Raw genomic sequence first — 26,401 nt, 5'->3', positions numbered from 1 at the left:
TGCCCTTGAACTCCGGGGGGTCCGGGGGGCAGCGCCCCCCGGCCTGTCGACACGCGCAGGCGTGGCGAAAACCTGCCTCATCGGGACAGATCCGTTAATGTGGTAACGGCATCCCGATCGGCCGGCCCCGCCGCCGGAGCCTCCGCCGCATACGAAAATGCCCCCGCCGAGAGGCAGGGGCAGTGCAAGCAGCAGTTCGGAGCGTCAGTTCGACGCGAGCTGATGGGGCAGGCGGAAGGTCCAGAGCAGGCCGCCCTGGTTGAGGTAGTTGACCTTCTTGGCCACCTCGCCGCCCCAGAGCGGCACCGCGCCGCCCCAGCCCGAAATGATCGAGACGTATTGCTCGCCGTCCTGTTCCCAGGTGATCGGCTGGCCGACGATGCCCGAGCCGGTCTGGAACGACCACAGCTCCTCGCCGGTCTCGTCGTCGAAGGCGATGAACTTGCCCTCGGGCGTGCCGGTAAACACCAGCCCGCCCGCGGTGGTCATCACCCCGGCCCAGAGCGGCGCCTCGTTCTTGTATTCCCACTTGATCTCGCCGGTATCGGGATCGAGCGCCTTGAGGCTGCCGATGTGGTCCTCGTAGTTGGGCTTGATGGTAAAGCCCGAGCCAAGGTAGGCCGCGCCCTTCTTGAAGGTGATCGGCTCGTTCCAGATGTCCATGCCCCATTCATTGGACGGCACGTAGAACAGTCCGGTCTTGGGCGAATGCGCCATCGGCATCCAGTTCTTGCCGCCCAGGAAGCCGGGCGAGGAAAACACCACGTCGCCCTTCTTGCCATCGGCTGCGGCAGAAGGATCGCCGGGGCGGTTGTCCTCGACAAAGATCGGCCGGCCGCTGTCGTCAATGCCCTCGGCCCAGGTGATGTCCTTGACGAAGGGCGCGGCCGAAACGAACGCCCCGTCCTCGCGGTTCAGCACGTAGAAGAAACCGTTGCGGTCGGCGGTGGCGAAGCGCTTGTTGCCCTCACGGTCGGTGTAGGCCACCACCTCGTTGACGCCGTCATAATCCCAGCCCTCGCGCGGGGTGGTCTGGTAATGCCACTTGATCTCGCCGGTCGCCGGATCGAGGCCAAGGCGCGAGGCGGCATAGAGGTTGTCGCCGGAGTTGTCGTCCTTGGGCGTGCCGGCATCGCGCAGGTGGCTGTTCCAGGGCGCGGGGTTGCCGGTGCCAAAGACCAGCGTGTCGGTGTCGGCATCGTAGGAGCCGCCGAGCCAGGTGGCGCCGCCGCCGGTCTTCCACATGTCGCCGGGCCAGGTGGCGTTGAGCGCGCCGGTCATGGTGCTGTCTTCGCCGTTGAGCGTGCCCATGTGGCCTTCGATCACCGGGCGTTCCCAGATCAGTTCTCCGGTCTCCGCATCCCGCGCCTGCACCGCGCCGACGACGCCGAACTCGCCACCGGAGTTGCCGGTGATGACCAGCCCGTTCACGATCAGCGGCGCGGCGGTATAGCTGTAGCCGGCCTTGTAGTCGGCGATCTTCTTGTTCCAGACGGTGTCGCCGGTCTTGGCATTGAGCGCCACGATGCGGGCATCCAGCGTGCCGAAATAGACGTTCTCGCCATAGATCGCGGCGCCGCGGTTGACCACGTCGCAGCAGGGCAGGATACCTTCGGGCAGGCGGGCGTCGTACTGCCAGAGCTCCTGGCCGGTCTTGACGTCGATCGCATAGAGCCGCGAATACGACCCGGTGATATACATCACGCCGTCATGCACGATCGGCTGGGTCTCCTGACCGCGCTGCTTTTCACCGCCGAGCGAAAAGGCCCATGCGGGCACCAGGTTCTGCACGTTGTCCTTGTTGAGGATCTCGAGCGGCGAGTGGCGCTGCAGGTGCCGCCCCATGCCGTTGGTCAGCACGTCACCGGTCGAGGCGGCATCATTGGCCAGCATCTCTTCGGTGACGCCCATGCCGTGGCTCTCGGCATATGCGGATGTCGCCAGCAACCCTGCGGTGACGGCGATGATGAATCGGTTCATGTCAGGTCTCCTCCCGGGCCCCAATCAGAGGGGCCGCATCAGTCGGGCCCGGCGCAAAAGGCTGGTGCGGGGCCGCTGTTGCATCATTCTCGCAAAGCAGGCAGGCAGGTATTGGATATTCGTCGTAAGACCCATTGTCAGTTGACAATCGCCGATATCCGCGGCCGTTTGGCGCGATTCGTCGGTGCGCACGCCTATGGTCGTATTTGCCGCCCCGACCATTTCGCCCATCCTGCGTGCAAACGGGAGGACCACATGACCATCACTCGGATACTCAGCGGCGCCGCGGCGGCCGTGATCCTGACCACCGCAGCCTGGGCCGAAGACGCGGTGCTGCGCGCCTCGGTGCTCAAGTTCGGCACGGTGAACTGGGAACTCGACACCATCACCCACCACGGGCTCGACACCGCCAACGGCTTCGATCTTCAGGTGCAGGGCGTGGCCGGCAGTGCCGCCGCGCAGATCGCCTTTCAGGGCGGCGAGACCGACGTCATCGTCTCCGACTGGCTCTGGGTGGCACGGCAGCGCGCGGCGGGCCGCGATTACGTCTTCATCCCCTATTCCAAGGCGGTGGGCGGCGTCATGGTGGCCGAGGACAGCCCGGCGCAGACGCTGGCCGACCTCAAGGGGGACAAGATCGGCATCGCCGGCGGGCCGCTCGACAAGAGCTGGCTGATCCTGCAGGCCTATGCCGAGAAGGCGCACGGGATGGAGCTCGCGGCCGAGACCGAGCAGGTCTTCGGCGCGCCGCCGCTGATCTTCAAGTCCGCTCTTTCGGGCGAAGTGGGCGCGGCGATCAACTTCTGGCACTTCATGGCCAAGATGGAGGCCGCCGGAATGCGCACGCTGATCGACGTGTCCGACGCGGCGCGCGATCTGGGGCTCGACCCCGAGACGCCGCTGCTGGGCTATGTGATCAAGGGCGAGATGCTGCGCGACCGGCCCGCGCTGGTCAACGGTCTCGCCGCCGCCTCGCGCGCGGCCAAGGAAAAGCTGGCCGGCGATGACGCCGAATGGGACCGTCTGCGCGACCGGATGAACGCCAAGTCCGACGCCGAGTTCGAGGCGCTCAAGGCCGGTTTCCGCGCCGGCATCCCCACCCCCGGCCCGGTCGACGAGGCGGCCGCCGGCCGCATGCTGGAGCTGATGGTCGAACTGGGCGGCGAAGACCTGCTGGGCCAGGCGACCGAACTTCCAGAGGGCACCTTCCTGCAGAATGGCAGCTGAGATGACCCTGCTGCAGGACGACGGACCGGCCCGGTCCCCGGGCCCCCTGCTCGACCTGCAGCTCACCGCGCTCGGCTATGACGCCACCCCGGTGCTGGGCGCGCTGTCGCTGCAGCTGCGCCGCGGCGAGACGCTGGCGCTGGTCGGCCCCTCCGGCATCGGCAAGTCGTCGCTGCTGCGGGTGATCGCCGGGCTGCATGCGGGCTTCAGCGGGCGCTGCGCGGTCGCCGGCCGCACCGCGATGGTCTTTCAGGAGCCGGTGCTGCTGCCCTGGCGCTCGGCCCGCGACAATATCTGCATCCCGACCGGGCTTACGGCTGGCGAGGCCGATGCCGCGCTGGCCGAGGTCGGCCTTGCCGGGCGCGCCGGGGATTTCCCCGGCCAGCTGTCGCTCGGCCAGCAGCGGCGGCTGTCGCTGGCCCGCGCCTTCGCGGTGAAACCCGACCTGCTGCTGATGGACGAACCCTTTGTCTCGATCGATCCCGAGCTGGTCGAGGAGATGATGGCGCTCTTTGCCAGCCTGCGCGCGGCACATGGGGTAACCACCCTGCTGGTCACCCATGTCGAGGCCGAGGCCAGACGTCTGGCCAGCCGCATCGTCACACTGGGCGGCAGCCCGGCGCGGATCACCGGCGATGTTCAGAACAGGGGCGCGTATTTCCAGTTGTCGGCATCCGGCGTCACCTCGTCGGGGTCATAGCCCGCGCCCTGCAACCGCCGCGCCACCGGCAGCCCGGCCTCGGCCGCCCGGTCTACGTAGCGCCGCCCCAAGCCATCGTCCTGCGCCACGCCGTGACCGCGCAGCAGATCGAGCCCGTAGTTGAACTGCCCCACCGGATCGCCCAGCTCGGCGGCCCGCCGGTCCCATTCTGCCGCCGCATCGGGGTTGTACGCGCCCCCCAGCCCGTTGTTGGCGAGCTGGCTCATCCAGGTCATCGCCCCGGTATAGCCGGCATTGGCGCAGTTCAGAAACAGCGCGCGGGCGGCGGCGTGATTGCCGGACTTCGTCAGCATGTAGCCCTGCGCGCAGATCACCATGCCGGTCTCGCCGCGCGCCGCGCGCTCGGTCATCGATTGCCAGGTCATCTCGTCGGGGTTGAGGGTGCCGTGGACGGCGTCACCCTCGGCGAGGGCGGGGGTGGCGAGACATGTCAGGGCAAGAGCAAGCTGTTTCATGCGACTGATCCTAGCGCATGGCGGCGCGTTTTCACCAAGCCTATGGTCGTAGACGCCGGGCTCAGCCGCGGCGCGCGATCCGGGTGCGGGCCGGATCATAGCCCCGGAGCGCCAGCGCGGTGAACCCGGCCGTGGCGAGCAGCACCCAGAGCAGCGCCCAGCCGTTGAACTGCGCGTAAAGCGCAAACCGGATCAGCTCGACCGCGTGGGTAAAGGGGTTCACGGCGCAGATATCATGCAGAAGCTTTGAGCTCTCGGCCATCTTCCACAGCGGGTAGAGCGCGGAGGACAGGAAGAACATCGGGAAGATCACGAAGTTCATCACCCCGGCGAAGTTCTCGAGCTGGCGGATGAAACTGGACAGGACCAGCCCCAGCGCGCCCAGCATCAGGCCGGCCATGACCAGGGCCGGCAGCACGGTGACATAGCCCAGAGGCGGCAGGGTGATGCCGAAGGCGGCGGCAATGGCGAGGAAGGCATAGACCTGCAGCACCGAGATCGCGGTGGAGCCGGCGAGCTTGGCAAACAGCAGCCACCAGCGCGGCAGCGGCGAGGTCAGCAACAGCTTCATCGACCCCATCTCGCGGTCGTAGACCAGCGACAGCGAGGACTGCATGCCGTTGAACAGCACGATCATGCCGCAGAGGCCGGGCAGGATGTAGGTCTCGTAGGTGATGTAGGTCTGATACGGCGGGATGATGCTGAGCCCCAGCGCGGCGCGAAAGCCGGCAGCAAAGACCAGCAACCAGACGAGGGGGCGCACCAGAGCGGCGACAAAACGCTCGCGCTGGTGGAGGAAGCGCAGCGCTTCGCGGGCGACGATGGCACGCAGCGATGTGAGGAAGGGCGTCACGCGGGAGCGCCGGTGAGGTGCAGGAAACGTTTCCGGAGCGTGGTGTCTCCGGCAATGTGGCGGGCGGTGCCGTCGGCAAGGATGCGCGACTGGTGCAGGATGACGAGGCGGTCGTCGGGGCGGACTTCGTCGGTGAGGTGGGTGGCCCAGAGCACGGTGACGCCGTCGTCTGCCAGCGCGTGGACGTGATCGGTAATGGCGGCGCGGGCAGCGGCGTCGAGGCCCACGGTGGGCTCGTCGAGGAGCAGCACGTCGGGGTTGTGGATCAGCGCGCGGGCGATCTCGGTCCTCCGTCTGTGGCCACCATTAAGGGCGCGGCATGTCTCATGCGCGCGGACGCGCATATCGAGGCGGTCGAGGGCGGCGTCGATGCGGGTGCGGGCCTCGCGGCCCGACATTCCATGGAGAGCGGCGAAATAGGCGAGGTTCTGGCGGACGGTCAGATCGAGGTCGAGCGTGGATTGCTGGAAGACGATGCCGAGCCGGGCCAGCGCCCTGCGCGGCGTCTTGGCGAGGTCGTGGCCGGCGATGGTGATGCGGCCGGTGGGGCTGACGAAGAGCCGGGTCAGCAGGTTGAAAAGCGTCGACTTGCCGGCGCCGTTGGGGCCGAGAAGCGCGCAGAACTCGCCGGGGCGGACGCGGAACGAGACCTCGCTCAGCGCCTGTCTGGCGCCGTAGCTGTAGCCCAGTCCCGCGACCTCGAGCCCGGTCATTCGATGGTGATGTCGATGCGCTGGGTCTCGCCCGTGGTGCCGGGGATCTGCATGTGGTAGCGGCCGGGTTTGATGGCGAGGAAGCCGATTTCCATCTCGCCGGCCTCGTCGAATTCGACGCTGTCGAGGCCGAGCGGGCGAATTTCCAGACCCTCGACCACGATCTCGTCGATCCAGATGGCGCGGAAGAACTCCGGCCCGACGAGGGCCAGCTCCTGGCTGCCGTCGCCCTGGATCTCGAACTCGTAATAGGTGCCGGATTTCAGCACCCAGGGTGCGGCCGAGATCGGTTCGCCGGCCGACAGGATGATCGGCGGCAGGTCCTCCTTGTTGCTGCCACCGAGCACCCCGGCGGCACCGAAGCCGGCATCGTCGTCGTCATCGGCAAGCGCCAGGCCGGGCGTCAGGGCAAGGGCTGCCATGACGGCAATGGATCGCATGAACATGAGGGTCTCCTCCCAGGGATAGTCAGTTGGCGGCCCGGTATGCCGCGCCCCAGGGGAAACGGCCGACCTTGATGGATTTGAGCGCTTTGCGCGCGGCGACGTCGATCACCGTGACATCGCCTGAGACGCCGTTGGTGGTGAACAGCTGCGAGCGGTCTTCGTTGAAGGCCATGTGCCAGACGCGGCGGCCGACGAGGATGTAGTCCTCGACCTCGTAGGTCTCGGCATTGACCACCGCGACGTGGTTCGACGGCCCGAGCGCCACGAAGGCATGGCTGTCGCCCGTGGTCAGTTCAAAGCCCACGGGCTGCACGCGGTCGGGGTGGACGCCCTGCACCTCGAAGCTGATCTTGGCCTTCTCGGTCTGGGTCTCGGTGTCGAAGACGGTGAGCGTGCCGCCGATCTCGGAACTCACCCACATCTCGGTGCCGTTCTTGACGAACTCGGCATGACGGGGCCGGCTGTCGACGAGGGTGTTGGCAAAGAGCGCCTGCGTCTCGGTGTCGATCCAATGCGCCATGTTGGTGGTCTCGGAGGTGGTGATGGCGATGCGGCCGTCCGGGGAAACGGCCATGCCCTCGGGCTCCACACCGACATCGATCTGGGCGATCACCTTGCGGGTCTCGGTGTCGACGACGGTGGTGATCGCGTCGTCCTCGTTGGCGATATAGAGGTGGCGGTCGTTGGGGTGCAGGACGAACTGCTCGGGGTCCTCGCCCGACGGCAAGTCGTGCAGGATCTCGCCGGTGGCGGGGTCCATCACCTGCACGGCGTCGCTGTCCGAGGCGCAGATATAGAGCCGCGAAAAGTCCTGCGAAAAGGTGATGCCGCGCGGGCGTTCGCCGGTGGGATAGGTCTGGATGACCTCCAGCGTCTCGGTCGAGATCACCGACACGGTGTCGTCCTTCTCGTTGGTCACCCAGATCTCGCCGGCGGCGAGGGGCTGGGCAAGCAGGCAGAGTGCGGAAATCGTGCGGATCATTCAAAGGCCTCGCATTGGCTTTCGGGGCGGTCGAGCCCCAGGGTGTCAAGCTCATTGACCTGATGCAGGAACCCCTCGAGCGGCGCTTGCGCCACCAGCGCGCGCGGGTGGGCCACGGCGATGGGCTGGCGCAACTGGCCGTTCCAGTCGCGATAGGTCAGCGGGCGGCCCTTGAAGCCGGCCAGCTCGAAGGCGTCTGAGAGGATGTAGTCCCGAAGGATCCCTGCATCGGTGGAATTGGTGCGGGTCACCGCCTCGCCCAGGGTGCGGACGGCGGCCCAGGCGGCGTAGTCCTGCGCGGTCATCTCACGGTCGTGCTGGTCCTCGAAGCGCGATTGCAGCTGCGCGGCGCCCCATTGTTCGATCACCGGCGACCATGTGACGGCGGTCAGCCCCTCGGAGCCCACGACAGGCCGCGCGGCCCAGGTGTTGTAGAGCACGTAGCGACCGAAATCATGCAGCTCATCGGCGAGGATCAGCGCGTCGTAGTCGTCGAAATCCTGCGTGAACAGCGGGATTTCCTGGCTCGCGCTGCGGCGCATGTCGGCATCGAACGCCCACGCCTTTTCGCCCGAGAGCGTCAGGCCGAACTTGGTGAGCGAGCGGCGCATTGCCTGCGCATAGGCCTGATCCGCGGGCCGGGTGCCGGCGATCATCACCAGGTCGGTCCAGCGCTTTTGCACCAGCACCTGCGCCAGCGCATCGGTCCGCATCGCATCCGACGGCAGCGCGTGCAGCAGGTTGGCCCGGCAGGCACCGTCGCGCAGCGCCACCTCGCCGGCAGCGGTGTTGAAGAGCAGCGCGCCCTTGGCTTCGTCCAGATCGGCAATCGCCAGAAGCGTCGCGGCGGGCGCATCGATCACCAGAAACCGCGTTTCGGCCAGAAGCGCCCGCGCGGCGGCAAGCGGGTCGTCGCCCTGGGGCACAACGGCCTCTGACATCCGGTAGCCCTGGCCGAGGAACTTGCCGGTGGTCAGGTTGTCCTGCAGGCCGGTCTGCGCACCGGCGCGGCCAATGTTCTCGGGCTCAGGGTCGAGATTCGACAGCACCGGCGGGCGCGGCACCGCAACCGAGAGATAGCCGAAGGTCAGCGCCACCTCGGCGGCGGCGGGGACCGCTGCCAGGGTGCTCAGCGCCAGAAATGTCGATGCGAGGGCTCGTTTCATGCGGCGACGCTAGCAAGCCCGCCGGCGCACGCGGAATGGGACTTTGGTCTCGTTCGGCCGCATTCGCAACCAAAGTCCAATATGCCGCCGCTGCGGCAGGGGCGTAGTTTTTAGCCAACGGACGAGACCTGTTCTGGGAGGAAAACCATGTACTCGACACCCCTCAAGGCCCTGCTGCCCGCCGCTGCCCTGCTGGCCGCCGCCACGCTTGCCCATGCCCACGGAGACGTGGCCCCGCAGGCGGTGGACACCACCGGGCTGCCCGTAACCGGCGAGGACTGGCTGACCGAAAACCCCTACCGCGTCGAGGATGTGGGCGAGGAGGTCTGGCTCAAGGCGATCGAGATCGGCGCCTCGGGCTACACCCAGAACTGCGCCCGCTGCCACGGGCTCGAGGTGGTGTCCGGCGGGCTGGCGCCTGACCTGCGATTTCTGGAGGCCGAGGAATACGGCGACGAGTGGTATGTCGAGCGGTTCCGCACCGGCTATACCCAGAACGGCATCACCAAGATGCCCGGTTTCGGCGATCTGCTGGGCCAGGATGCCGCCTGGGCGATCCGCACCTATATCGAGACCCGCCCCGACGGCGACCAGATGGAAGAGCACGCGGATGAGCTGCGCGCGCTGCGCGACACGCTGGCGGGCTATGCCGAGGATGCCTCCGGCGCCGATGCCGCGGCACTGAAAACCCGGCTGAGCGAAATTGCCGAGGCGATCGACACCCTTTCGGGTGCGCCGATTGCCGACAGCGTGGCGTTCCGCGCCGCCAACCTGATCGATGGCACCCCGGCGTCCTACAAGGCAGCGGCAGAGACCCTGACCATCGGTCTCTCGGCCGCCAACTAGGCGATGTTGCGCAAGGCCCTCTCCGCCTCCTTGCTGGCGCTGGGCCTGTCCTTCGCGGGGCAGGCCCATGCCGCTGACCCCTGCGCCGACTACGTGCCGCAGCCCAGGCCGCAGAACACCGGGCGCGACGTGGTGGGGCAAGAGCTCGACGTGATCCGCGAGCGCGGACACATGCTCTTCGCGGTCTACGAGGACTACCCGCCCTACAGCTGGGAAGACGGCAGCACCCCGCGCGGCGTCGATGTCGAGATCGCCCAGCTGATCGCCGAGGACCTCGGCGTCGAGGCGCGGTTCACCTTCGTCGCCGCCGGCGAGACGCTGGAGGCCGACCTTCGCAACAACATCTGGAAAGGCGCGGTGATCGGCGGCCGGGTGTCCAACGTGATGATGCGCGTGCCCTATGACAGCGCCTTCAAGTGCCGGGTCGAGCAGGTGGTCTTTACCGGGCAATATGCCGGAGAGAGCATCGCGATCGCCTATGACCGCGCGTCCTATCCCGAGGACAAGCCGGTGCCGGCCTATTTCCGCTTCGACACCGTCGGCGTCGAGAACGATTCGATCTCGGATTTCTATCTCTCGGGCTTGGCCGGCGGCCAGATGCGCGGCAACATCCGCCGCTATCCCCACATGGGATCGGCGATGGCGGCGCTGGCGGCGGGCGAGGTCAAGGCGGTGACCGGCCCGCTGGGCCAGCTCGAACACGGGCTGACCGCAGCGTTTGGCGTGCACCAGCCGCCGCTGGCCGGCTTCGCGGTGAGCAAATGGACGCTGGGCGTGGCGGTGAACTTTGCCTATCGGCCGCTGTCCTACGCGGTGGATGACGCGATTAACCACGCGCTGCAGGACGGGCGGATCGCGCAGATCTACGCGAACCACGGCCTGACCCACCAGCCGCCGGAGCGCTGAGATCAGAGGCTGGTCAGATCGCCGGCCGGATCGACCAGCAGCACCCGCCGCACCCCGACCGCGCGGCGGACCTCGCGCACCTGTTCCAGTGGCGCCAGCACCAGCGCGGTCGAGAGCGCATCGGCCAGCACCGCCGTCTCTGCCTCGACCGTCACCGACGACCAGAGCGGGCGGGCGCGCGGGTGCAGGATATGGCCGGTCTCGCCCAGCGGCGTCGCCAGCGGGCTGGAGGTGGCCACCGCGCCGTCTGACAGGCTGATCGCGCCCAGCGCGCCATGCAGCGGATCGGCCAGACCCAGCCGGTACGGCCCGCCGCCGGCGCGGAATTCGCCGATGTTGATCAGCGTCCGGTCGACCCCCTGCGCCGCCAATGCCTCTGCCACCAGATCGGTCGCAAAGCCCTGGGCAATGCCGTTGAAGGTGAGCGCCTGTCCCGGCGCGAGGCGGATGTCCTCGGCGCTGAACCGCAGCCTGTCCCAGCCGATCAGCGCGGCGGCGGCCGCCGGGTCTTCCCCCCGGCTGAGCGCGGACCAGAGCGGCTGCACCGTCGGATCGAACAGCCCGCCGGTCAGCCGATGCGCCCGGTCGGCGGCCTGCATCAGCGCAAGGAACCGCGGCGCAGGCACCAGCCACCCCGCGCGGTTCAGTCGGACCAGATCCGACGGCTGGTACAGGCTGAACATGGCCTCGACCTCGGCGATCACCCGCTGCGCCGCCTGCAGCGCGGGACCGGTCTGCGCGCGCGACCCCTGCAACACGATGGCGATCTCAGCCCCGAAGGCCCGGCCGCGCCAACTGTGGCGCTGCGCCATGGCGGGGGTGGCGGCGAAACCGGCGGCAATGGCAAGGAATCGGCGGCGGGTCGGTCTCATTCGGCGGCAATCTCCGGCTTGCGGCGCCGGGCGGCGAGGATCAGCGGCACGCACTGGCGCGGGTCATCATGGATCGTCACGCAATCAAGACACTGGAAGCATTCGGAATAGGCGATCTCTCCGCTTTTCTTGATGGCGCCGTAGCGGCAGTTCACCCGGCAGAGCTGGCAGGGCGATCCGCAGGCCTCGCGTCGGGCGATCCAGTCGCGCCCGCGCACCAGCCCGCCGATCGCCATCACCGCGCCCAAGGGGCAGAGGTAGCGGCAGAAGCCCTTGAACAGCACCATCGACAGCACCAGCAGCGCCGCCGCATAGGCGACGTAATACCACTCGCGGACAAAGAAGGTGGTGATCGCGGTCTTGAACGGCTCGACCTCGATGGCGGCATCAAGCGCGGCAGGGGCAGCAAGGAGCAGCGCCACCAGCCCGGCCAGCACCAGGTATTTCAGCCCCTTGAGCCTGCGGTCCCAGACTGCGCTCGGCTCGATCTGCGGCAGGCGCAGCAGCCGTCCGATGTGGCTGGCGAACTCCTGCAGGGCACCGAAGGGGCAGAGCCAGCCGCAAAACAACCCCCGGCCCCAGAACACGAAGCCTATGAGGGTCACGCCCCAGATCACCAGCGAAAACGGATCGTAGAGCAGGAAGGCGAGGCTGCCGCCCTCGAGCCCGGTGCGCGCCACCGCCAGCGGCGTGGCAATCGAGAGCTGCCCTTGCCCCCACCAACCGATGAACCCGGTGACAAAGGCGAGGAGGGCGAGGCGGATCGGGGTGAACAGACGGTGCCCGGCCAGCCGGCTCATGCCAAGGCTCAAGACCGCCAGCAGCGCGGTCAGAAACAGCGCCAGCACCACCAGATCCCCCTGACGGTTGCGCAGCGCCTCGACCCAGGGCGGCACCGGCATGATGACCTCCGGGCGGGAAAAGAACCGCTCCGGCGTCTTGTGGCTGGCCTCCAGCGTGACGCTGCCGAGCTCGGGCTGGAACGAGCCATGCGCGCGCAACGCCTTGATCTGAAGGGTCCACTCGGCCGTGGGATCAAACCCCAGCCGCCGGTCGGTGCGCAGGATCAGCGCCGCGCCGTCGTGCAGTTCCTCGGGCAGGGCATCGTTCAGCTCGATGTAGATGTCAGCGTCGCGAAAGGCGATGGGAAAGCCGCCCTGCGTGGCGCTGATCAGGTCTGGCGAGGTGTTGCGCACGAAGCGCTCGGTCACCAGCCCGTGGCGCGCGGTGTCGATCACCAGCACCGGCTCGTCGGTGGTGGCAATTGCCATCAGGCCCTGCAACTCGTCGTAGCTGCCCGGGCTCAGCACCGCCTGCGCAATCGACGGCGGGCCAAGATCGACCACCCAGAGATCGAGATAGGGCGCCTCCGGGGCATCGCGCGCGGCGGGGTCATCATCCTCCCAGAGCGTGCCGGCAAAGGCGGCGTCGATCTCGGCATTGCTGACGGTCTTGCGGGTGACGATGCCCTGCGCCAGCAGATCGTCCCATGTCAGGTCCTCGTGGTGGTCGCGGTCGGGATGGGCCGGCGGGCCGGTCGAGATGCCGCTCATCTTCTCGCGCGCGACCTGCAGCGCGGCGGCCAGGATGCTCTCATGCGCGATCCGCACCGAGGCGGTGCCCTTGGTCACCCCGTCGAGATAGACCAGCGCCGAGCCTTCGCCGCCGGCGCCATAGGGCGAGCCCACGACCAGCGTGTCGGAAATCGAATGGCCGCGGTACTGCTTGAAGAAATCGTAGAACAGCTTTTCCGGCAGGCCGGAGACGAAGATCGGCTCATTGTGCGACAAAAGCTGCACGTCGAGGAACCGACCGTCGAGGTCGAGCACCACCAGCAGGTTGATCGCCGCACCGGAAAACCCCGGCAGGGGCGCCATCGGCTCGGTCTCGAACACATAGCCCGCCTCGGCGCCGCCGGAGTTCAAGAGCTGCCAGACGCCCTTGTCGTTGATCCGTTCGCCAAGGCTCATCGGCGGCGCGATATAGGGCGCCAGCGCCTCGCGGCCCAGCGTCTCGGCCGCCTGTGCCAGCGCCGCCACGCCAAGCGCCATCGACAGGGCCAGCGCCCGAATGATCCGTCCTCCCAACATGGGCGATACGCTACGCCCGGCAGCGGCGCGGCCCTATGCGACCATGGTACCAGCGCCCGGCTTTCGGCTTTGGTGCCGCCGGCAGATGTGACAAACTCACCGCCATGCAGGAGCCACAGGCACAGACCCCGGTCGTCGTGATCTCGCTCGCCGCGCTGGTCGTGCTCTGGGCGCTGGCGGCCTGGTGGGGCGATGACCCCTCGGTGCTGCCCGGCCCGCTGGCGGTCTGGCAAATCTTCGCGCACGAGGTCGCGTCTGGCGAATTGCAGGGCCATCTGGCCGCCACACTTGCCCGGGTCTTTGCCGCCTTTGCGCTGGCGATGGGCTTTGGCATGGGAATCGGGCTGGCAATGGGGCTGAACGACAGGCTCAACCGCTGGTTCTCGGTCTGGCTGGTGGTGGCTCTCAACATCCCGGCGCTGGTGGTGATCGTGCTCTGTTATCTCTGGATCGGCCTGAACGAGGTGGCGGCGATCACCGCCGTGGCGCTGAACAAGACCGCCATGGTCGCCACCACCATCCGCGAGGGCGTGCAGGCGCTCGACCCCAAGCTGCGCGACATGACCCGCGCCTTCGACATGCCCTTTGCCCGGCGGCTGCTTCACGTGATCCTGCCGCAGCTCTGGCCCTATGTCGCCGCCTCCACCCGCAACGGTCTGGCGATCATCTGGAAGATCGTTCTGGTGGTCGAGTTCCTCGGCCGCAGCAATGGCGTGGGCTTCCAGATCCACCTCTACTTTCAGCTTTTTGAGACCGGCTACGTGCTGGCCTATGCGCTCAGCTTCGTGGCGCTGATGCTGCTGCTGGAACTGACGGTGATCACCGGCTTCGAGGCCCGCGTCACCCGCTGGCGCCGGGCCTGAGGCCGCGGCGTCAACAGCCAGCTTGCCCCGCCCTCTGTCAGGCCGTAAGAGACCCCCATGCTCAAGACCCGCATCATCCCCTGCCTGGACGTCGCCGATGGCCGCGTCGTCAAAGGCGTGAACTTCGTCGACCTGCGCGATGCCGGCGACCCGGTTGAATCGGCCCGCGCCTATGATCTGGCCGGCGCCGACGAGCTCTGCTTTCTCGACATCCACGCCACGCATGAAAACCGCGGCGTGATGATGGAGGTGGTGCAGCGCACCGCCGAGCATTGCTTCATCCCGCTGACCGTCGGCGGCGGCGTCCGCACCGCGGGTGACGTCCGCAAGCTGCTGCTGGCCGGGGCCGACAAGGTGAGCTTCAATTCGGCGGCGGTGGCCAACCCCGACGTCATCGCCGAGGCCGCCGACCAGTTCGGCAGCCAGTGCATCGTCTGCGCCATCGACGCCAAGACCGTCGCCCCCGGCAAGTGGGAGATCTTCACCCACGGCGGCCGCAAGCCCACCGGCATCGACGCGGTGGAGTTCGCCCGACAGGTCACCGAGAAGGGCGCCGGGGAAATCCTGCTGACCTCGATGGACCGCGACGGCACGCGTGCCGGCTTCAACCTGCCGCTGACCCGGGCGATCTCGGATGCGGTCACGGTGCCGGTCATTGCCTCTGGCGGGGTCGGCACACTCGACCACCTGGTCGAAGGCGTCACCCAAGGCGGTGCGTCGGCGGTGCTTGCCGCCTCGATCTTCCATTTCGGCGATCACACCATCGCCGAGGCCAAGCATCACATGGCCGCCGCCGGCATCCCGATGAGGCTGACATGAGCGTTCTGCACGACCTCGAGACGGTGATCGCAGCGCGCAAGAGCGCCGACCCCGAGAGCTCCTGGACCGCCAAGCTGCTCGCCAAGGGGCCGGAGAAATGCGCCGAGAAGTTCGGCGAGGAGGCGATCGAAGCGATCATCGCCGCCGCCAAGGGCGACGCCGAAAACCTCACTTACGAGGCCGCCGACGTGCTCTATCACCTGCTGGTGATGCTGGCCGCGCGCGACATTGCGCTCGACGACGTGCTGGCAGAGCTGGCCCGCCGCCAGGGCACCTCCGGCATCGCTGAAAAGAACGCCCGCAGCTAGGCGCGGCTTGCCCTCCGGCGGCTCCGGCGCCTACCCTGCGCCAAACCGCAGCCGGAGCGCGCCATGACCAATCCCTACTGGCCCGAGATCACCCGGGCTCTGGACCTCACGCCCGCGCCCTTCCAGGAGACCGGCACAGGCGCCCTGCCCTCGGTGCACGCGGTCAGCGATTTCGCCGCTGCGACCGTCGCCGCCGCCGGCACCGCGCTGGCCAGGCTCGACGGCAGGGGCGCCGAGGCGGTCACGGTCGACCGCCGTCTCGCCTCGCTCTGGTTCGACATGAGCCTGCGGCCCACAGGCTGGGAGATGCCCTCGATCTGGGATCCGCTGGCCGGCAACTACGCCACCGCCGACGGCTTCATCCGGCTGCACACCAATGCCCCGCATCACCGCGACGCCGCGCTCTCGGTGCTGGGCTGCGCGCCGGAGCCCGAGGCGGTGCGCAGCGCCGTCAGCCGCTGGCAGGCCGAAGCGCTGGAGAGCGCTATCGTTGCCGCCAAGGGCTGCGCCGCCGCCCTGCACAGCCCGGACGCGTGGCGCGCCCACCCGCAAGGCCGCGCCGTCGCCGCCGAACCGCTGGTGCGTTGGCACCGGTCAGAGGCGTGCGAGGCCCGGCCGGCCCGCCTTGCCGGGCTGAAGGTACTCGATCTGACGCGGGTGCTCGCCGGCCCCGTGGCGACGCGCTTGCTTGCCGGGTTCGGCGCCGAGGTGCTGCGCATTGATCCGCCGCATTGGTCAGAGCCCGCCGCCGAGGCAGAGGTCAACCTCGGCAAGCGCTGCGCCGGCCTCGACCTCACCCGCAGCGAGGACCGCGAGACCTTTCGCCGGCTGCTCGCCTCGGCCGACATGTTGCTGCACGGTTACCGTCCCGGCGCGCTCGAGGGGCTGGGGTTTGGCGCCGAGGCCCGCCGCGCCCTCAACCCCGGACTGATCGACGTCAGCCTCTCGGCCTATGGCCGCTCCGGTCCCTGGGGCGAACGCCGCGGCTTTGATTCACTGGTGCAGATGTCCTGTGGCATCGCCGCCCTCGGCAGGCAGCAGGCCGGTCTCGACCGCCCCCTGCCGCTGCCGGTGCAGGCGCTTGACCACGGCACCGGCTACCTGCTGGCCGCCGCCGCCCTGCGCGGCCTCGCCCGCCGTGCCGAGGGCCGCACCACCCGCGCCGAGCTCTCGCTGGCCCGCACCGCCGAATGCCTGAAGTCCGCCCCCGGCAGCCTGTCACCAGAGCATCCGATCACCGCCACCCCCGAGGATTTCGCGCCCGACCCCGAAGCCACCGGCTGGGGCCCGGCACAGCGCCTGCGCCCACCGCTCACCGTCAACGGCCAGCCGCCGGTCTGGCGCCTCGCCACCGGCCCGGTCCGCCGCCACGCCCCCGCCTGGGCCTGACCCGCTGACCGCAAGAGCGCAGCACACGCCAAACGCGCGCCCGAACCGCCCTCCGTCACCACCGCCCGAACGGTCCGACGGCACGCCCCGCTCCAGCTTCATCTTGCCGAACAAACTCCCGCCGGAGGCGCCCGCAGCCAGCTCCCCGCGGCCCGGCCGGCAAATCTCACACCACGCTCTCGCGCCGCGCATTGCGCCATTGCCGCCAGCCAAACGCCAGGATGAACCACCCCGTCAGCATCAGGATCACCGTCGGTGCCGGCGCGCTGTCGAGCCAGAAGCTGGCATAGACCCCGCCCAGCATCGCCGTCAGGTTGACCGCCACCGCCGCCGCCAGCATGTGGCGGAACTCGCGGGTCAGCAGGAAGGCCACTGCCCCCGGCGCGATCAACAACCCGATGGCCAGGATCAGCCCCACCGCGCTCAGCACCGCGACAATGGTCAGCGACAGGATCGACAGCAGCCCGTAATGCAGCCAGCCCACCGGCAGCCCGATGGCCTGGGCCTGCGCCGGATCGAAGGCATGCAGCAGCAGGTCCTTCCATTTCAGGATCAGCACCACGGTAACGAAGGCACCGATGATCCCGGCGGTCCAGAGATCGCCAGACCCGACCCCCAGCATGTTGCCGAAGAGGATGTGATCGAGGTGCACATTGGTCTCTACCTTGACATAGAGCACCATCCCGACCCCGAACATGCCCGAGAACACCACCCCCATCACCGTGTCCTGCTTGATCCGGGAATTGGCGTTGAGATAGCCGGTGGCCAGCGCGCAGGTCATCCCGGCCGCGAACGCGCCGATGATCAGCGGGATGCCCAGCATATAGGCCAGAACCACCCCCGGCAGCACCGCATGGCTCACCGCGTCGCCCATCAGCGACCAGCCCTTGAGCACCAGGAAACAGCTCAGGATCGCGGTCGGCGCGGCCAAGAGCAGCGCCACCAGAAAGGCATTCTGCATGAAGGGGAACTGGAAGGGCAGGAGCAGCTGGTCCATCATGCCTCCTGCAAGTCCCGCGCCGCACGGGCCCGCGCCGCGCGCAGCCCGTGTTTCGGTGCAAAGAAGAAGGCCAGGAGGAACACCGCCGTCTGCAGGGTGATGATGATGCCACCGGTCGCCCCGTCGAGGAAATACGAGGCATAGGCGCCGACGAAGGACGTCACCGCGCCGATCGTCACCGAGATCACCAGCAGCACCGGGAAGCGGTCGGCCAGCAGGTAGGCGGTGGCGCCCGGCGTCACTACCATGGCGATCACCAGAAAGGCGCCGACGGTCTGCAGCGCCGCCACGCAGGAGGCCGAGAGCAGCACGAAGAACACGAAGCGCAGCCGCTCCGGGCGAAGGCCGATCGAGCGGGCGTGGTTCTCGTCGAAGAAGGCGACCATCAGGTCCTTCCATTTCACCAGCAGCACCGCCAGCGAGACGAAGCCGATCACCGCCAGTTGCAGCGTGTCCTCAGGCGTTATCGCCAGGACGTTGCCGAGGATGATGGTCTGCACGTCGACCGAGACCGGCGAGACCGAGACCATGAACAGCCCCAGCCCGAAGAAGCTGGTGAAGATGATGCCGATGATCGCGTCTTCCTTGAGCCCGCTGCGCTGGTTGAGAAACAGCATCGCCCCGGCCGCCAGCCCACCCGACAGAAAGGCGCCCAGCGCGAAGGGCAGCCCCAGCATATAGGCGCCGGCGACCCCGGGCACGATGGAATGGCTCAGCGCGTCGCCGATCAGCGACCAGCCCTTGAGCATCAGATAGGCCGACAGAAAGGCGCAGACCGCGCCGACCAGCGCCGAGACCCACATGGCGTTGGTCATGTAGCCATAGCCGAAAGGTTCGAGCAGCAGGCTCACTCCTCCTCCTCGCTCTTCGGCCCGACGGTGCGGGCCTGGTCGTCATACATCACGAAGGGCCGCTCGTCGTCGCTGAGGATGGTCACCGCGCGGGTGTCCTCGTCATCATGCAGATCGGCGCCGCCGAGGACGAAATGCCTCAGCACCCCGCCAAAGGCCGCCTCGAGGTTGCTCTGGGTGAAGACTTCAGGCGTCGGCCCGTAGTTCAGCACCGTGCCTTTCACCAGCACCACCTGGTCGCAGAACTCCGGCACCGAGCCGAGGTTGTGGGTCGAGACCAGCATCACCTTGCCCTCGTCGCGCAGCTCGCGCAGCAGGGCGATGATCGCCTCTTCGGTCTGCACGTCGACGCCGGTAAAGGGCTCGTCGAGCAGGATCACCTCGCCCTCCTGCGCCAGCGCCCGGGCCAGGAACACCCGCTTGCGCTGGCCGCCGGAGAGCTCGCCGATCTGGCGCTTGCGATAGGCCTGCATGCCGACCCGGTCGAGCGCGGTCTGCACCGCCGCCCTGTCGGTGGCAGAGGGGATGCGCAACAGGCCCATGCGGCCGAACCGGCCCATCATCACCACGTCCTCGACCAGCACCGGGAAGGTCCAGTCAACCTCCTCGGCCTGCGGCACATAGGCCACAAGCCCCTGTTTCAGCGAGGCTTTGACCCCCTGCCCGAGAATGCCGATCTCGCCCTTGGCGGCCGGCAGAAAGCCCATGATCGCCTTGAACAGGGTCGATTTTCCGGCGCCGTTGATACCGACGAGCGCTGCGATCGAGCCCCTTGGCACCGCGAAGCTCGCGGATTTCAGCGCGGTGACCCCGTTGCGATAGGTCACCGCCAGATCGCGGACCCAGAGGCCCGCGCTGTCGAAGGCATCGGCTTCTATTCTACTCACCCGTCAATCCGTTCACCACTATTTCGGTCGTCACCCGAAGCAGGTCGAGATAGGTCGGCACCGGGCCGTCGGCCTCTGACAGGCTGTCGACATAGAGCTCGCCGCCATAGCGCGCCCCGGTTTCGCGGGCGACCTGCTTCGCGGGGTCAGTGTTGACCGTGCTTTCGCAGAACACCACCGGAATTTCCCGTTCGCGGATGGTGTCGATCATCCGCCGCACCTGCTGCGGCGTGCCGATCTGGTCGGCGTTCATCGGCCAGAGATAGACCTCGCTCAGCCCGAAATCCCGCGCCAGATAGGAAAACGCCCCCTCGCAGGTCGCCAGCCAGCGCTGGCCCTCGGGCACCTCGGCGATCATCTCGCGCAGCGGGGCAATGGCCGCGGTGATCCGCGCCTTGTAGTCTTGGGCGTTGGCGGCATAGGTCTCGGCATTCTCCGGGTCGTGCTCTGCCAGGGCATCGCGGATATTGTCGACATAGATCAAGGCGTTGTCCAGTGACATCCAGGCATGCGGATTGGGCATGCCCTCGTATGCGCCCTCAGAGATCGGGATTTCCTCGACGCCTTTGCTGACCACCACCGAGGGCTTGTCGCCGAGGTTGCCGAGAAACTGCTCGAACCAGAGCTCGAGGTTCATGCCGTTCCACAACACCAGGTCGGCATCAATCGCACCAACCAGGTCGCGCGGCGTCGGATCGTAGCCGTGGATCTCGGCGCCGGGCTTGGTGACCGAGACAACCTCGGCGGCGTCACCGGCGACGTTCTGCGCCATGTCGGCGATCACTGTGAAGGTGGTGACCACCTTGAACTCCTGCGCCGACGCCGCCCCGGCCCAGGTCAGGGCAGAGGTCAGCGCCACCCCGGCAATCATCTGTCGCAGCATCACGCTCTCCTGAATCAATGGGTCTTTCGGCAAATATGCCCGTGGCTGGCGCAATGTCAATGAAATTGAGAACCATTCTCATTCAAAGCTGCGTTGCGCGAAGCCACCCCGCGGCGGACAACCCGACAGCGCCCGCCCGCGCCGATCTCGGCTTGCATGGCGCCCCCACGTCCCTATGCTCCCCGAAAAACACGAGACGCCGCCGATGACCGACACGCTCGACCCTGAGAACTGGGACGATTTCCGCAAGAGCGCCCATGCCCTGCTCGATGCCTGCATCGACCGCCTGGCCGAGGCGCGCGCCCATCCCTGGCAGCCGCTGCCCGAGGCAACCCGCGAGCGCTATGCGCTGACCGGCACGGGCCATGGCGAGGCGGCCACGGCCCAGCGGCTGATCGACGACATGCTGCCCTATGGCACCGGCAACACCCATCCGCGGTTCTGGGGCTGGGTGCATGGCACCGGTCTGGCCTCGGGGCTGTTGTCGGAAATGGCGGCGGCGACGATCAACGCCAATTGCGGCGGCCGCGACCACGGCATGATCCATGTCGAACGCGCGGTGATCGACTGGACCCGCGGCGTGATGGGCTTCCCCGAGACCGCCTCTGGCGTGCTGGTCACCGGCACCTCTCAGGCCACGGTCATCGCGCTGGCCACCGCCCGACAGCGGGCGCTGGGCCCCGAGGTGCGCCGCAGGGGGGTGCAGTCCCGGCTCACCGCCTATGCCGGTGCCGGGGTGCACACGGCCTCGGCCAAGGCGATCGAGCTGCTGGGCATCGGCGCCGACAACCTGCGCCGCATCCCCGAAGACGACCGCGGCATCGACCTCGCCGCCCTGCGCGCCGCCATTGCCCGCGACCGCGCCGAGGGCGCCACGCCTTTCGCCATCATCGGCACCGCCGGCTCGGTCGATTTCGGCCGGTTCGACGACCTGAACGGTCTGGCCGACATTGCCCGCGACGAGGCGCTCTGGCTGCACATCGACGGGGCTTTCGGCGCCTGGGCCCGTCTCGCCGAGCCGCCCTGGCGCGGCCTGACCGAGGGCATCGACCGCGCCGACAGCCTGGCCTGCGACTTCCACAAGTGGATGTACGTGCCCTATGACTGCGGCCTCTGCCTGATCCGCGACCAGGCCGAGCATTACGCCACCTTCGCCGCCCGCCCCGCCTATCTCGCCAGCCATGGCGCGGGGCTGTCCGGCGGCGATCCGTGGTTCTGCGATTTCGGCACCGACCTGTCGCGCGGCGCCCGGGCGCTCAAGGTCTGGACCGCGATCGAAACCTACGGCGCGGCCCGGCTCGGCGCCGCCATCACCGCCAATTGCCGCGCCGCCGCCCGCATGGGTGCGGCGGTCACCGACCAGCCCGACATGGCGCTGATGGCACCGGTGATCTCCAACCTCTGCGTCTTCACCGCCGGGGCCAGCCTGCCGCCAGAGGCGCAATCGACCCTCAACAAGGCCGTGGCCTCCGCCCTGCAACTCGACGGCACGGCGGTCTTTTCCACCACCGAGGCCCGCGGCATCACCTGCCTGCGCGCCGCCATCGCCAATCACCGCACCACGCCAGAGGACATCGACGCCGCCATCGCCGCCGTTGCCCGCAAGGCGCGTGCCCTTGCCCCGGCCGCATAGCCCAAACCAGGGAGCTCCCCCATGTTTTCCGACAGCCTGCTTTCCGAGATCCGCGCCCGCTTTGCCCATGTCGACGACTGCCCCTTCCAGGGCCCCCGCGTCTTCTTTGAAAACGCCGGCGGCGCGCTGACCCTGAACTCCGTGGTCGAAACCTCGACCAGGTTCGCCGCCATCCCCGACAATCAGGGCCGCGACAACCCCGCCGCCCATGCGCTGGTCGCCACCATCAACGCCGCCAAGGCCGACATGGCGACCTTTTTCGGTGCCTCGTCGGGGCAGTTCTTCGTCGGCGAGAGCGGTACCGAGCTGACCTTCCGTCTGCTGCGCGCGATGATCCTCGGCGCCCGCTCCGGTCCGGTGCTGGGCGCGACGGTGGAACATCCCGCCTCGCGCTCGGCGGCGGCCAAATGGGCGGATGTCTCGGGGCGCGACCACATCCTGGTGCCGCATGACGACGCCACCGGGCTGGTCACCGCCGAGGCCTATGCCGCGCAGGTCAGCCAGGACACCGCCGTCGCCACCATCCTGCACACCTCGCCGGTCACCGGCATGGCGATGGACCTGCCGGCAATCGTCGCCGCGATCCGCGCCAAGGCGCCGGACTGCCTGATCTTCGTCGACGGCATCCAGCACGCCAGCCACGGCCGGATCGACATCGACAGCTACGATATCGACGGCTACGTGATCTCGCCCTACAAGGTCTTCTCGCGCCACGGCTACGGCATTGCCTGGGTCTCCGACCGGGTCTCGAAACTCCGACTCGAAGGCCTCACCGGCGGGCCCGAGGAGAACTGGGAGTTCGGCACCCGCGACACCGGTGCCTATGCCACCTTCTCCGACGTGGTCGGCTACTTCGACTGGCTCGGCACCCAGGTCTCCGACGCCGAAGACCGCCGCGCCCGCATCCTCGCCGCCGGTGCCGCCATCCACGACCACGAAAAGGCGCTCACCGATGCCATGCTGCACGGCACCGGCAACCTGCCCGGTCTGGCCGAGCTGCCCGGCGTCCATATCGTCGGCGGCATCGACAACCCGGCGCGCGAAGGCCTGGTCAGCTTCTGGCGCGAAGGCGTGCCCTCCGAAGACATCGTCGCCGCGCTCAACGCCCAGGGCATCCGCACCCATACCCGCAAGGCGGACCACTACTCCGGCAACATCCTCGACCCGCTGGGCCAGCCCTCCTGCATCCGGGTCTCGATGTGCCATTACAACAGCCTCGCCGAGGTCGCCGCCTTCCTCGCCGCGATGAAGGACATGTCATAGCGCCCCGATTGGCTTTATCTTCCTGATCCTTCTTCTGTTCACAAATACCCTCGGGGGAGTCCTGCAAGGACGGGGGCAGCGCCCCCTCCTTCCGCAGCACCCTGCACCCCGGCTCCGACTCTGGACTCCAAACAAGAACAAAACATGAATATACTGCCAGCTCTCCGAAGATTCGCCCAAGCTGCCAGGTCCCATGTTCGCCGAGTTGTCGATCACCTCGAATTTCACCTTCCTCACCGGGGCCTCCCACCCCGAGGAGTTCATCCAGCGTGCCGCGCGCTGCGATCTGTCGGCGATTGCCATCGCCGATGACAATTCCGTCGCCGGCATCGTCCGCGCCCATACCCAGGCGCGCGAGATCGCCCGCGCGGTCCGCGAACGCCAGGCCTTCGACGCCGCCCACAGGCTGATCGGCCCGCCGGCGCCCAAGCCCGGCCCGCCAAGCCCGCTGCGCACCGCCATGCCGCGGCTGATCCCCGCCGCCCGGCTGGTCTTCACCGATGCCCCGTCGGTCACCGCCCTGGTGCAGAGCCGCCGCGGCTGGGCGATCCTCTGCCGTCTGCTCTCGCGCGGCCGGCTCAGGGCAGAGAAAGGCAGCTGCATCCTTCACCTGAACGACCTGCTGGAGATGGGCGCCGAGGGCCTCCACCTGGCGCTGCACGGCCCGCCACAGGCGCAGGGCACGCCGCCCGGCGCGGACGGATGGTGGCCGCAGGCGCAGCAGCTGACGCGCCGCTTTGGCGCGCAGATGTCGCTTCTGATGACTCCCGCCTACGACGGCACCGATCCGGCCCGCTTCGATGGTCTCGCGCGGCTCGCAGAGCGTCTCGGTCTGCCCACCCTGGCCTCGGCCGCGCCTTTGATGCATGCCGGGCCGCGCCGCCGGCTGGCCGATGTGCTCAGCGCCATCCGCGAAGGCACCACGGTGGAAACCCTCGGCGCCCTGGCCCAGCCCAACGGCGAGCGCCGGCTGCGCTCCGAGGCCGAGATGCGCCGGCTGTTCAAGGGTCACGAGACGGCCATCACCCGCGCCGGCGCCCTCGCCCGCGCCTGCCGCTTCTCGCTCGACGCGCTGCGCTACGAATACCCGTCAGAGATCGCCGAGGGCGAGACCCCGGCCGGCCGTCTGTCGCGTCTCGCCCATCAGGGGCTGCGCTGGCGCTACCCCGACGGCGCGCCGGACAAGGTGCGGCGGATGCTCGAGCACGAACTCCAGCTCATCTCCAAGCTGAACTACGAGCCCTATTTCCTCACCGTCCGCGACATCGTCCACTTCGCCCGCGAGCGGGACATCCTCTGTCAGGGCCGTGGCTCTGCCGCCAATTCCGTGGTCTGCTTCTGCCTCGGTGTCACCTCGGTCTCCCCCGAGATCGGCACCATGGTGTTCGAGCGGTTCGTCTCAGAGGCGCGCGACGAGCCGCCAGACATCGACGTCGATTTCGAACACGAGCGCCGCGAAGAGGTGATCCAGCACATCTACGCACGTTACGGCCGTCACCGCGCCGGGCTTTGCGCCACCGTCATCCATTATCGCGGCAAGCGCGCGATCCGCGAGGTGGGCAGCGCCATGGGCCTGAGCCAGGACACCATCGGTGCCATGTCCTCGCAGCTCTGGGGCTTCTGGGGCGCCGACGGGCTGCAGGACCAGCGGCTGCGCGAGATCGGGCTTGATCCGCAGGACCCGCAGATCCGACTGACGCTGTCGCTGATGCAGGAGATCATCGGCTTCCCCCGGCACCTGAGCCAGCACGTCGGCGGTTTCATCGTCACCGAGGGCCGGCTTGATGAACTGGTGCCGATCGAGAACGCCAGCATGGAGGACCGCACCGTCATCTGCTGGGACAAGGACGATATCGACAGCCTCGGCATCCTCAAGGTCGACGTGCTGTCGCTCGGCATGCTGACCTGCATCCGCAAGGCTTTCGACCTGCTGAAGAGCCACAGGGGCCAGGACTGGCAGCTCGCCACCCTGCCGCCAGAGGACCCGGCGGTCTATGACATGCTCTGCCGCGCCGACAGCATCGGGGTGTTCCAGGTGGAAAGCCGGGCGCAGATGAACTTCCTGCCGCGGATGCGGCCGCGCTGCTTCTACGACCTGGTGATCGAGGTCGCGATCATCCGCCCCGGCCCGATCCAGGGCGACATGGTGCATCCCTACATCCGCCGCCGCAATGGCGAGGAGCAGGTCTCCTTCCCCTCAGATGCCCTGGGCGAGGTGCTGGGCAAGACGCTCGGCGTGCCGCTGTTTCAGGAACAGGCGATGCAGATCGCCATCGTCGGCGCCGGCTTCACCCCGGAAGAGGCCGACCGGCTGCGCCGGGCGCTGGCCACCTTCAAGAAGCTCGGCAATGTCAGCGAGTTCCGCAGCCGTTTCATGCGCGGGATGAAGCGCAACGGCTATGACGAGGCCTTCTCCGAGCGCTGCTTCTCGCAGATCGAGGGCTTCGGCTCCTACGGCTTCCCAGAGAGCCATGCGGCAAGCTTTGCGCTCTTGGTCTATGCCTCGGCCTGGATCAAGTGCCATCACCCCGGCATCTTTGCCTGCGCGCTGCTCAATTCCCAGCCGATGGGCTTCTACGCCCCGGCGCAGATCGTCCGCGATGCGCGCGAACATGGCGTGGTGGTGCGGCCGGTCTGCATCCAGTCGAGCTACTGGGACAACGTGATGGAGCCCGACGGCCGCGGCGGGCTGGCGCTGCGGCTGGGGTTTCGTCAGATCAAGGGGCTGGCCGAGGAGGACGCCAACTGGATCACCGCCGCCCGCGGCAACGGCTATCGCGGGGTCGGCGATGTCTGGCGCCGGGCCGGTCTGACCGCGCCGGTGCTGGCGCGGCTGGCCGAAGCCGACTGCTTTGCCGGGCTGATGACCCGGCGCGAGGCGCTCTGGGAGGCCAAGGCGCTGACCGCGCCCAAGACGCTGCCGCTGTTCGACGGCGATCTCGACGGCGAGGCGATCGACGAGCCCGCCGCCAACCTGCCGGCGATGACCCTGGGCGAGGAGGTGGTCGAGGATTACGTCGCCCTGCGCCTGACCCTGCGCGCCCACCCGATGGCGCTGCTGCGCGACCGCCTGACACCACCCGCCCGCCAGCCGAGACCCACGCCAACCCCGTCCCGGGCCTGACCCGGCAACCGTAATCGGTCACCGCGTGTCAGACGGCTTTCGGGTCGAAGGGTTTGCCCGTTCGCAGCATCGCGTTGAGGATCGTTAGAAGCTTGCGGGCGACCGCGATGATGGCCTGTTTCGC

Annotated in this window: 24 protein-coding genes; 11 read left to right on the top strand and 13 right to left on the bottom strand. The window is 68.2% G+C overall.

Annotated elements, in window-relative coordinates:
- Positions 1 to 204: 204 nt before the first annotated feature.
- Positions 205 to 1,980: a PQQ-dependent methanol/ethanol family dehydrogenase gene (locus VOI27_RS16670; RefSeq protein ID WP_323766567.1), complete on the bottom strand. Its 1,776-nt coding sequence runs from the start codon at positions 1,978 to 1,980 to the stop codon at positions 205 to 207.
- A 255-nt stretch (positions 1,981 to 2,235) separates the two neighbouring features.
- Between VOI27_RS16670 and VOI27_RS16665 the strand changes: the two genes are divergently transcribed.
- Both VOI27_RS16665 and VOI27_RS16660 read left to right on the top strand, forming a co-directional pair.
- Positions 2,236 to 3,207: an ABC transporter substrate-binding protein gene (locus tag VOI27_RS16665; protein ID WP_323766565.1), complete on the top strand. Its 972-nt coding sequence runs from the start codon at positions 2,236 to 2,238 to the stop codon at positions 3,205 to 3,207.
- Between the two features lies 1 nt (position 3,208).
- Positions 3,209 to 3,907 (top strand): ABC transporter ATP-binding protein, encoded by a 699-nt coding sequence (locus VOI27_RS16660; RefSeq protein ID WP_323766563.1) that lies wholly within the window; start codon positions 3,209 to 3,211, stop codon positions 3,905 to 3,907.
- Here VOI27_RS16660 and VOI27_RS16655 read toward each other — a convergent pair.
- The 6 genes from VOI27_RS16655 to VOI27_RS16630 all read right to left on the bottom strand — a co-directional run bounded on the left by VOI27_RS16655 (position 3,847) and on the right by VOI27_RS16630 (position 8,543).
- Complete coding sequence (locus VOI27_RS16655; RefSeq protein ID WP_323766561.1) at positions 3,847 to 4,383, bottom strand: sel1 repeat family protein; 537 nt, start codon at positions 4,381 to 4,383, stop codon at positions 3,847 to 3,849. The two genes, VOI27_RS16660 and VOI27_RS16655, sit on opposite strands and share 61 nt — an antisense overlap.
- Positions 4,384 to 4,444: 61 nt before the next feature.
- Positions 4,445 to 5,236 (bottom strand): ABC transporter permease, encoded by a 792-nt coding sequence (locus VOI27_RS16650; RefSeq protein ID WP_323766559.1) that lies wholly within the window; start codon positions 5,234 to 5,236, stop codon positions 4,445 to 4,447.
- Entirely contained in the window at positions 5,233 to 5,949 is a 717-nt protein-coding gene (locus VOI27_RS16645; protein WP_323766557.1) for an ABC transporter ATP-binding protein, read from the bottom strand. The genes VOI27_RS16650 and VOI27_RS16645 overlap by 4 nt, the downstream gene beginning before the upstream one ends.
- Positions 5,946 to 6,389: a hypothetical protein gene (locus VOI27_RS16640; protein ID WP_323766649.1), complete on the bottom strand. Its 444-nt coding sequence runs from the start codon at positions 6,387 to 6,389 to the stop codon at positions 5,946 to 5,948. Before VOI27_RS16640 ends, VOI27_RS16645 begins: the two co-directional genes overlap by 4 nt.
- Positions 6,390 to 6,417: 28 nt before the next feature.
- On the bottom strand, positions 6,418 to 7,377 hold the full coding sequence (locus VOI27_RS16635; protein WP_323766555.1) for a YVTN family beta-propeller repeat protein: 960 nt from the start codon (positions 7,375 to 7,377) through the stop codon (positions 6,418 to 6,420).
- On the bottom strand, positions 7,374 to 8,543 hold the full coding sequence (locus VOI27_RS16630; RefSeq protein WP_323766553.1) for an ABC transporter substrate-binding protein: 1,170 nt from the start codon (positions 8,541 to 8,543) through the stop codon (positions 7,374 to 7,376). The genes VOI27_RS16635 and VOI27_RS16630 overlap by 4 nt, the downstream gene beginning before the upstream one ends.
- Before the next feature lie 147 nt (positions 8,544 to 8,690).
- Between VOI27_RS16630 and pedF the strand changes: the two genes are divergently transcribed.
- Both pedF and VOI27_RS16620 read left to right on the top strand, forming a co-directional pair.
- Positions 8,691 to 9,389: a cytochrome c-550 PedF gene (gene pedF, locus VOI27_RS16625; RefSeq protein ID WP_323766551.1), complete on the top strand. Its 699-nt coding sequence runs from the start codon at positions 8,691 to 8,693 to the stop codon at positions 9,387 to 9,389.
- Between the two features lie 3 nt (positions 9,390 to 9,392).
- Positions 9,393 to 10,295 carry a substrate-binding periplasmic protein gene (locus VOI27_RS16620; RefSeq protein WP_323766549.1) on the top strand — a complete coding sequence of 301 codons (903 nt, stop codon included), beginning with the start codon at positions 9,393 to 9,395 and terminating at the stop codon, positions 10,293 to 10,295.
- A 2-nt stretch (positions 10,296 to 10,297) separates the two neighbouring features.
- On the opposite strand, the gene VOI27_RS16615 is transcribed toward VOI27_RS16620, so the two are convergent.
- Both VOI27_RS16615 and VOI27_RS16610 read right to left on the bottom strand, forming a co-directional pair.
- Complete coding sequence (locus VOI27_RS16615; RefSeq protein ID WP_323766547.1) at positions 10,298 to 11,167, bottom strand: FAD:protein FMN transferase; 870 nt, start codon at positions 11,165 to 11,167, stop codon at positions 10,298 to 10,300.
- Positions 11,164 to 13,257, bottom strand: a complete 2,094-nt coding sequence (locus VOI27_RS16610) for a 4Fe-4S binding protein (protein WP_323766545.1) — start codon at positions 13,255 to 13,257, stop codon at positions 11,164 to 11,166. The genes VOI27_RS16615 and VOI27_RS16610 overlap by 4 nt, the downstream gene beginning before the upstream one ends.
- Before the next feature lie 104 nt (positions 13,258 to 13,361).
- Between VOI27_RS16610 and VOI27_RS16605 the strand changes: the two genes are divergently transcribed.
- The 4 genes from VOI27_RS16605 (at position 13,362) to VOI27_RS16590 (ending at position 16,636) form a co-directional block, all read left to right on the top strand.
- Entirely contained in the window at positions 13,362 to 14,120 is a 759-nt protein-coding gene (locus VOI27_RS16605) for an ABC transporter permease (RefSeq protein ID WP_323766543.1), read from the top strand.
- A gap of 57 nt (positions 14,121 to 14,177) precedes the next feature.
- Positions 14,178 to 14,939 (top strand): imidazole glycerol phosphate synthase subunit HisF, encoded by a 762-nt coding sequence (gene hisF / locus VOI27_RS16600; protein ID WP_323766541.1) that lies wholly within the window; start codon positions 14,178 to 14,180, stop codon positions 14,937 to 14,939.
- Positions 14,936 to 15,247 carry a phosphoribosyl-ATP diphosphatase gene (locus VOI27_RS16595; RefSeq protein WP_323766539.1) on the top strand — a complete coding sequence of 104 codons (312 nt, stop codon included), beginning with the start codon at positions 14,936 to 14,938 and terminating at the stop codon, positions 15,245 to 15,247. The genes hisF and VOI27_RS16595 overlap by 4 nt, the downstream gene beginning before the upstream one ends.
- 63 nt (positions 15,248 to 15,310) lie before the next feature.
- A complete protein-coding gene (locus VOI27_RS16590; RefSeq protein ID WP_323766537.1) occupies positions 15,311 to 16,636 on the top strand; it encodes a CoA transferase in 1,326 nt (441 codons plus the stop codon).
- Positions 16,637 to 16,802: 166 nt separating this feature from the next.
- Here VOI27_RS16590 and VOI27_RS16585 read toward each other — a convergent pair whose 3' ends face one another.
- Genes VOI27_RS16585 through VOI27_RS16570 form a run of 4 tightly spaced genes read right to left on the bottom strand, consistent with a single transcriptional unit; the run spans position 16,803 to position 20,257 of the window.
- On the bottom strand, positions 16,803 to 17,636 hold the full coding sequence (locus tag VOI27_RS16585) for a metal ABC transporter permease (RefSeq protein WP_323766535.1): 834 nt from the start codon (positions 17,634 to 17,636) through the stop codon (positions 16,803 to 16,805).
- Positions 17,633 to 18,451 (bottom strand): metal ABC transporter permease, encoded by an 819-nt coding sequence (locus VOI27_RS16580; protein WP_323766647.1) that lies wholly within the window; start codon positions 18,449 to 18,451, stop codon positions 17,633 to 17,635. The genes VOI27_RS16585 and VOI27_RS16580 overlap by 4 nt, the downstream gene beginning before the upstream one ends.
- 32 nt (positions 18,452 to 18,483) lie before the next feature.
- Positions 18,484 to 19,365 carry a manganese/iron ABC transporter ATP-binding protein gene (locus VOI27_RS16575; protein WP_416374686.1) on the bottom strand — a complete coding sequence of 294 codons (882 nt, stop codon included), beginning with the start codon at positions 19,363 to 19,365 and terminating at the stop codon, positions 18,484 to 18,486.
- A 1-nt stretch (position 19,366) separates the two neighbouring features.
- The gene (locus tag VOI27_RS16570; RefSeq protein ID WP_323766531.1) at positions 19,367 to 20,257 is read right to left on the bottom strand and encodes a metal ABC transporter substrate-binding protein; all 891 of its coding nucleotides are present in this window, start codon (positions 20,255 to 20,257) and stop codon (positions 19,367 to 19,369) included.
- Positions 20,258 to 20,462: 205 nt separating this feature from the next.
- On the opposite strand from VOI27_RS16570, the gene VOI27_RS16565 reads away from it, so the two are divergent.
- From VOI27_RS16565 to VOI27_RS16555, 3 genes are all read left to right on the top strand, one after another.
- A complete protein-coding gene (locus VOI27_RS16565) occupies positions 20,463 to 21,890 on the top strand; it encodes a pyridoxal phosphate-dependent decarboxylase family protein (protein WP_323766529.1) in 1,428 nt (475 codons plus the stop codon).
- Between the two features lie 21 nt (positions 21,891 to 21,911).
- Positions 21,912 to 23,153, top strand: a complete 1,242-nt coding sequence (locus VOI27_RS16560; RefSeq protein ID WP_323766527.1) for an aminotransferase class V-fold PLP-dependent enzyme — start codon at positions 21,912 to 21,914, stop codon at positions 23,151 to 23,153.
- A gap of 193 nt (positions 23,154 to 23,346) precedes the next feature.
- Positions 23,347 to 26,277, top strand: coding sequence for an error-prone DNA polymerase (locus VOI27_RS16555; protein WP_323766525.1), 2,931 nt, complete (start codon positions 23,347 to 23,349; stop codon positions 26,275 to 26,277).
- The last annotated feature ends 124 nt before the right edge of the window (positions 26,278 to 26,401 follow it).

The organism is Marinovum sp. (genome assembly GCF_034669705.1).
GTDB lineage: Bacteria > Pseudomonadota > Alphaproteobacteria > Rhodobacterales > Rhodobacteraceae > Marinovum.
The sequence above is the reverse complement of the archived record's forward strand: the minus strand, read 5'-3'. Positions and strand labels throughout refer to the sequence as shown.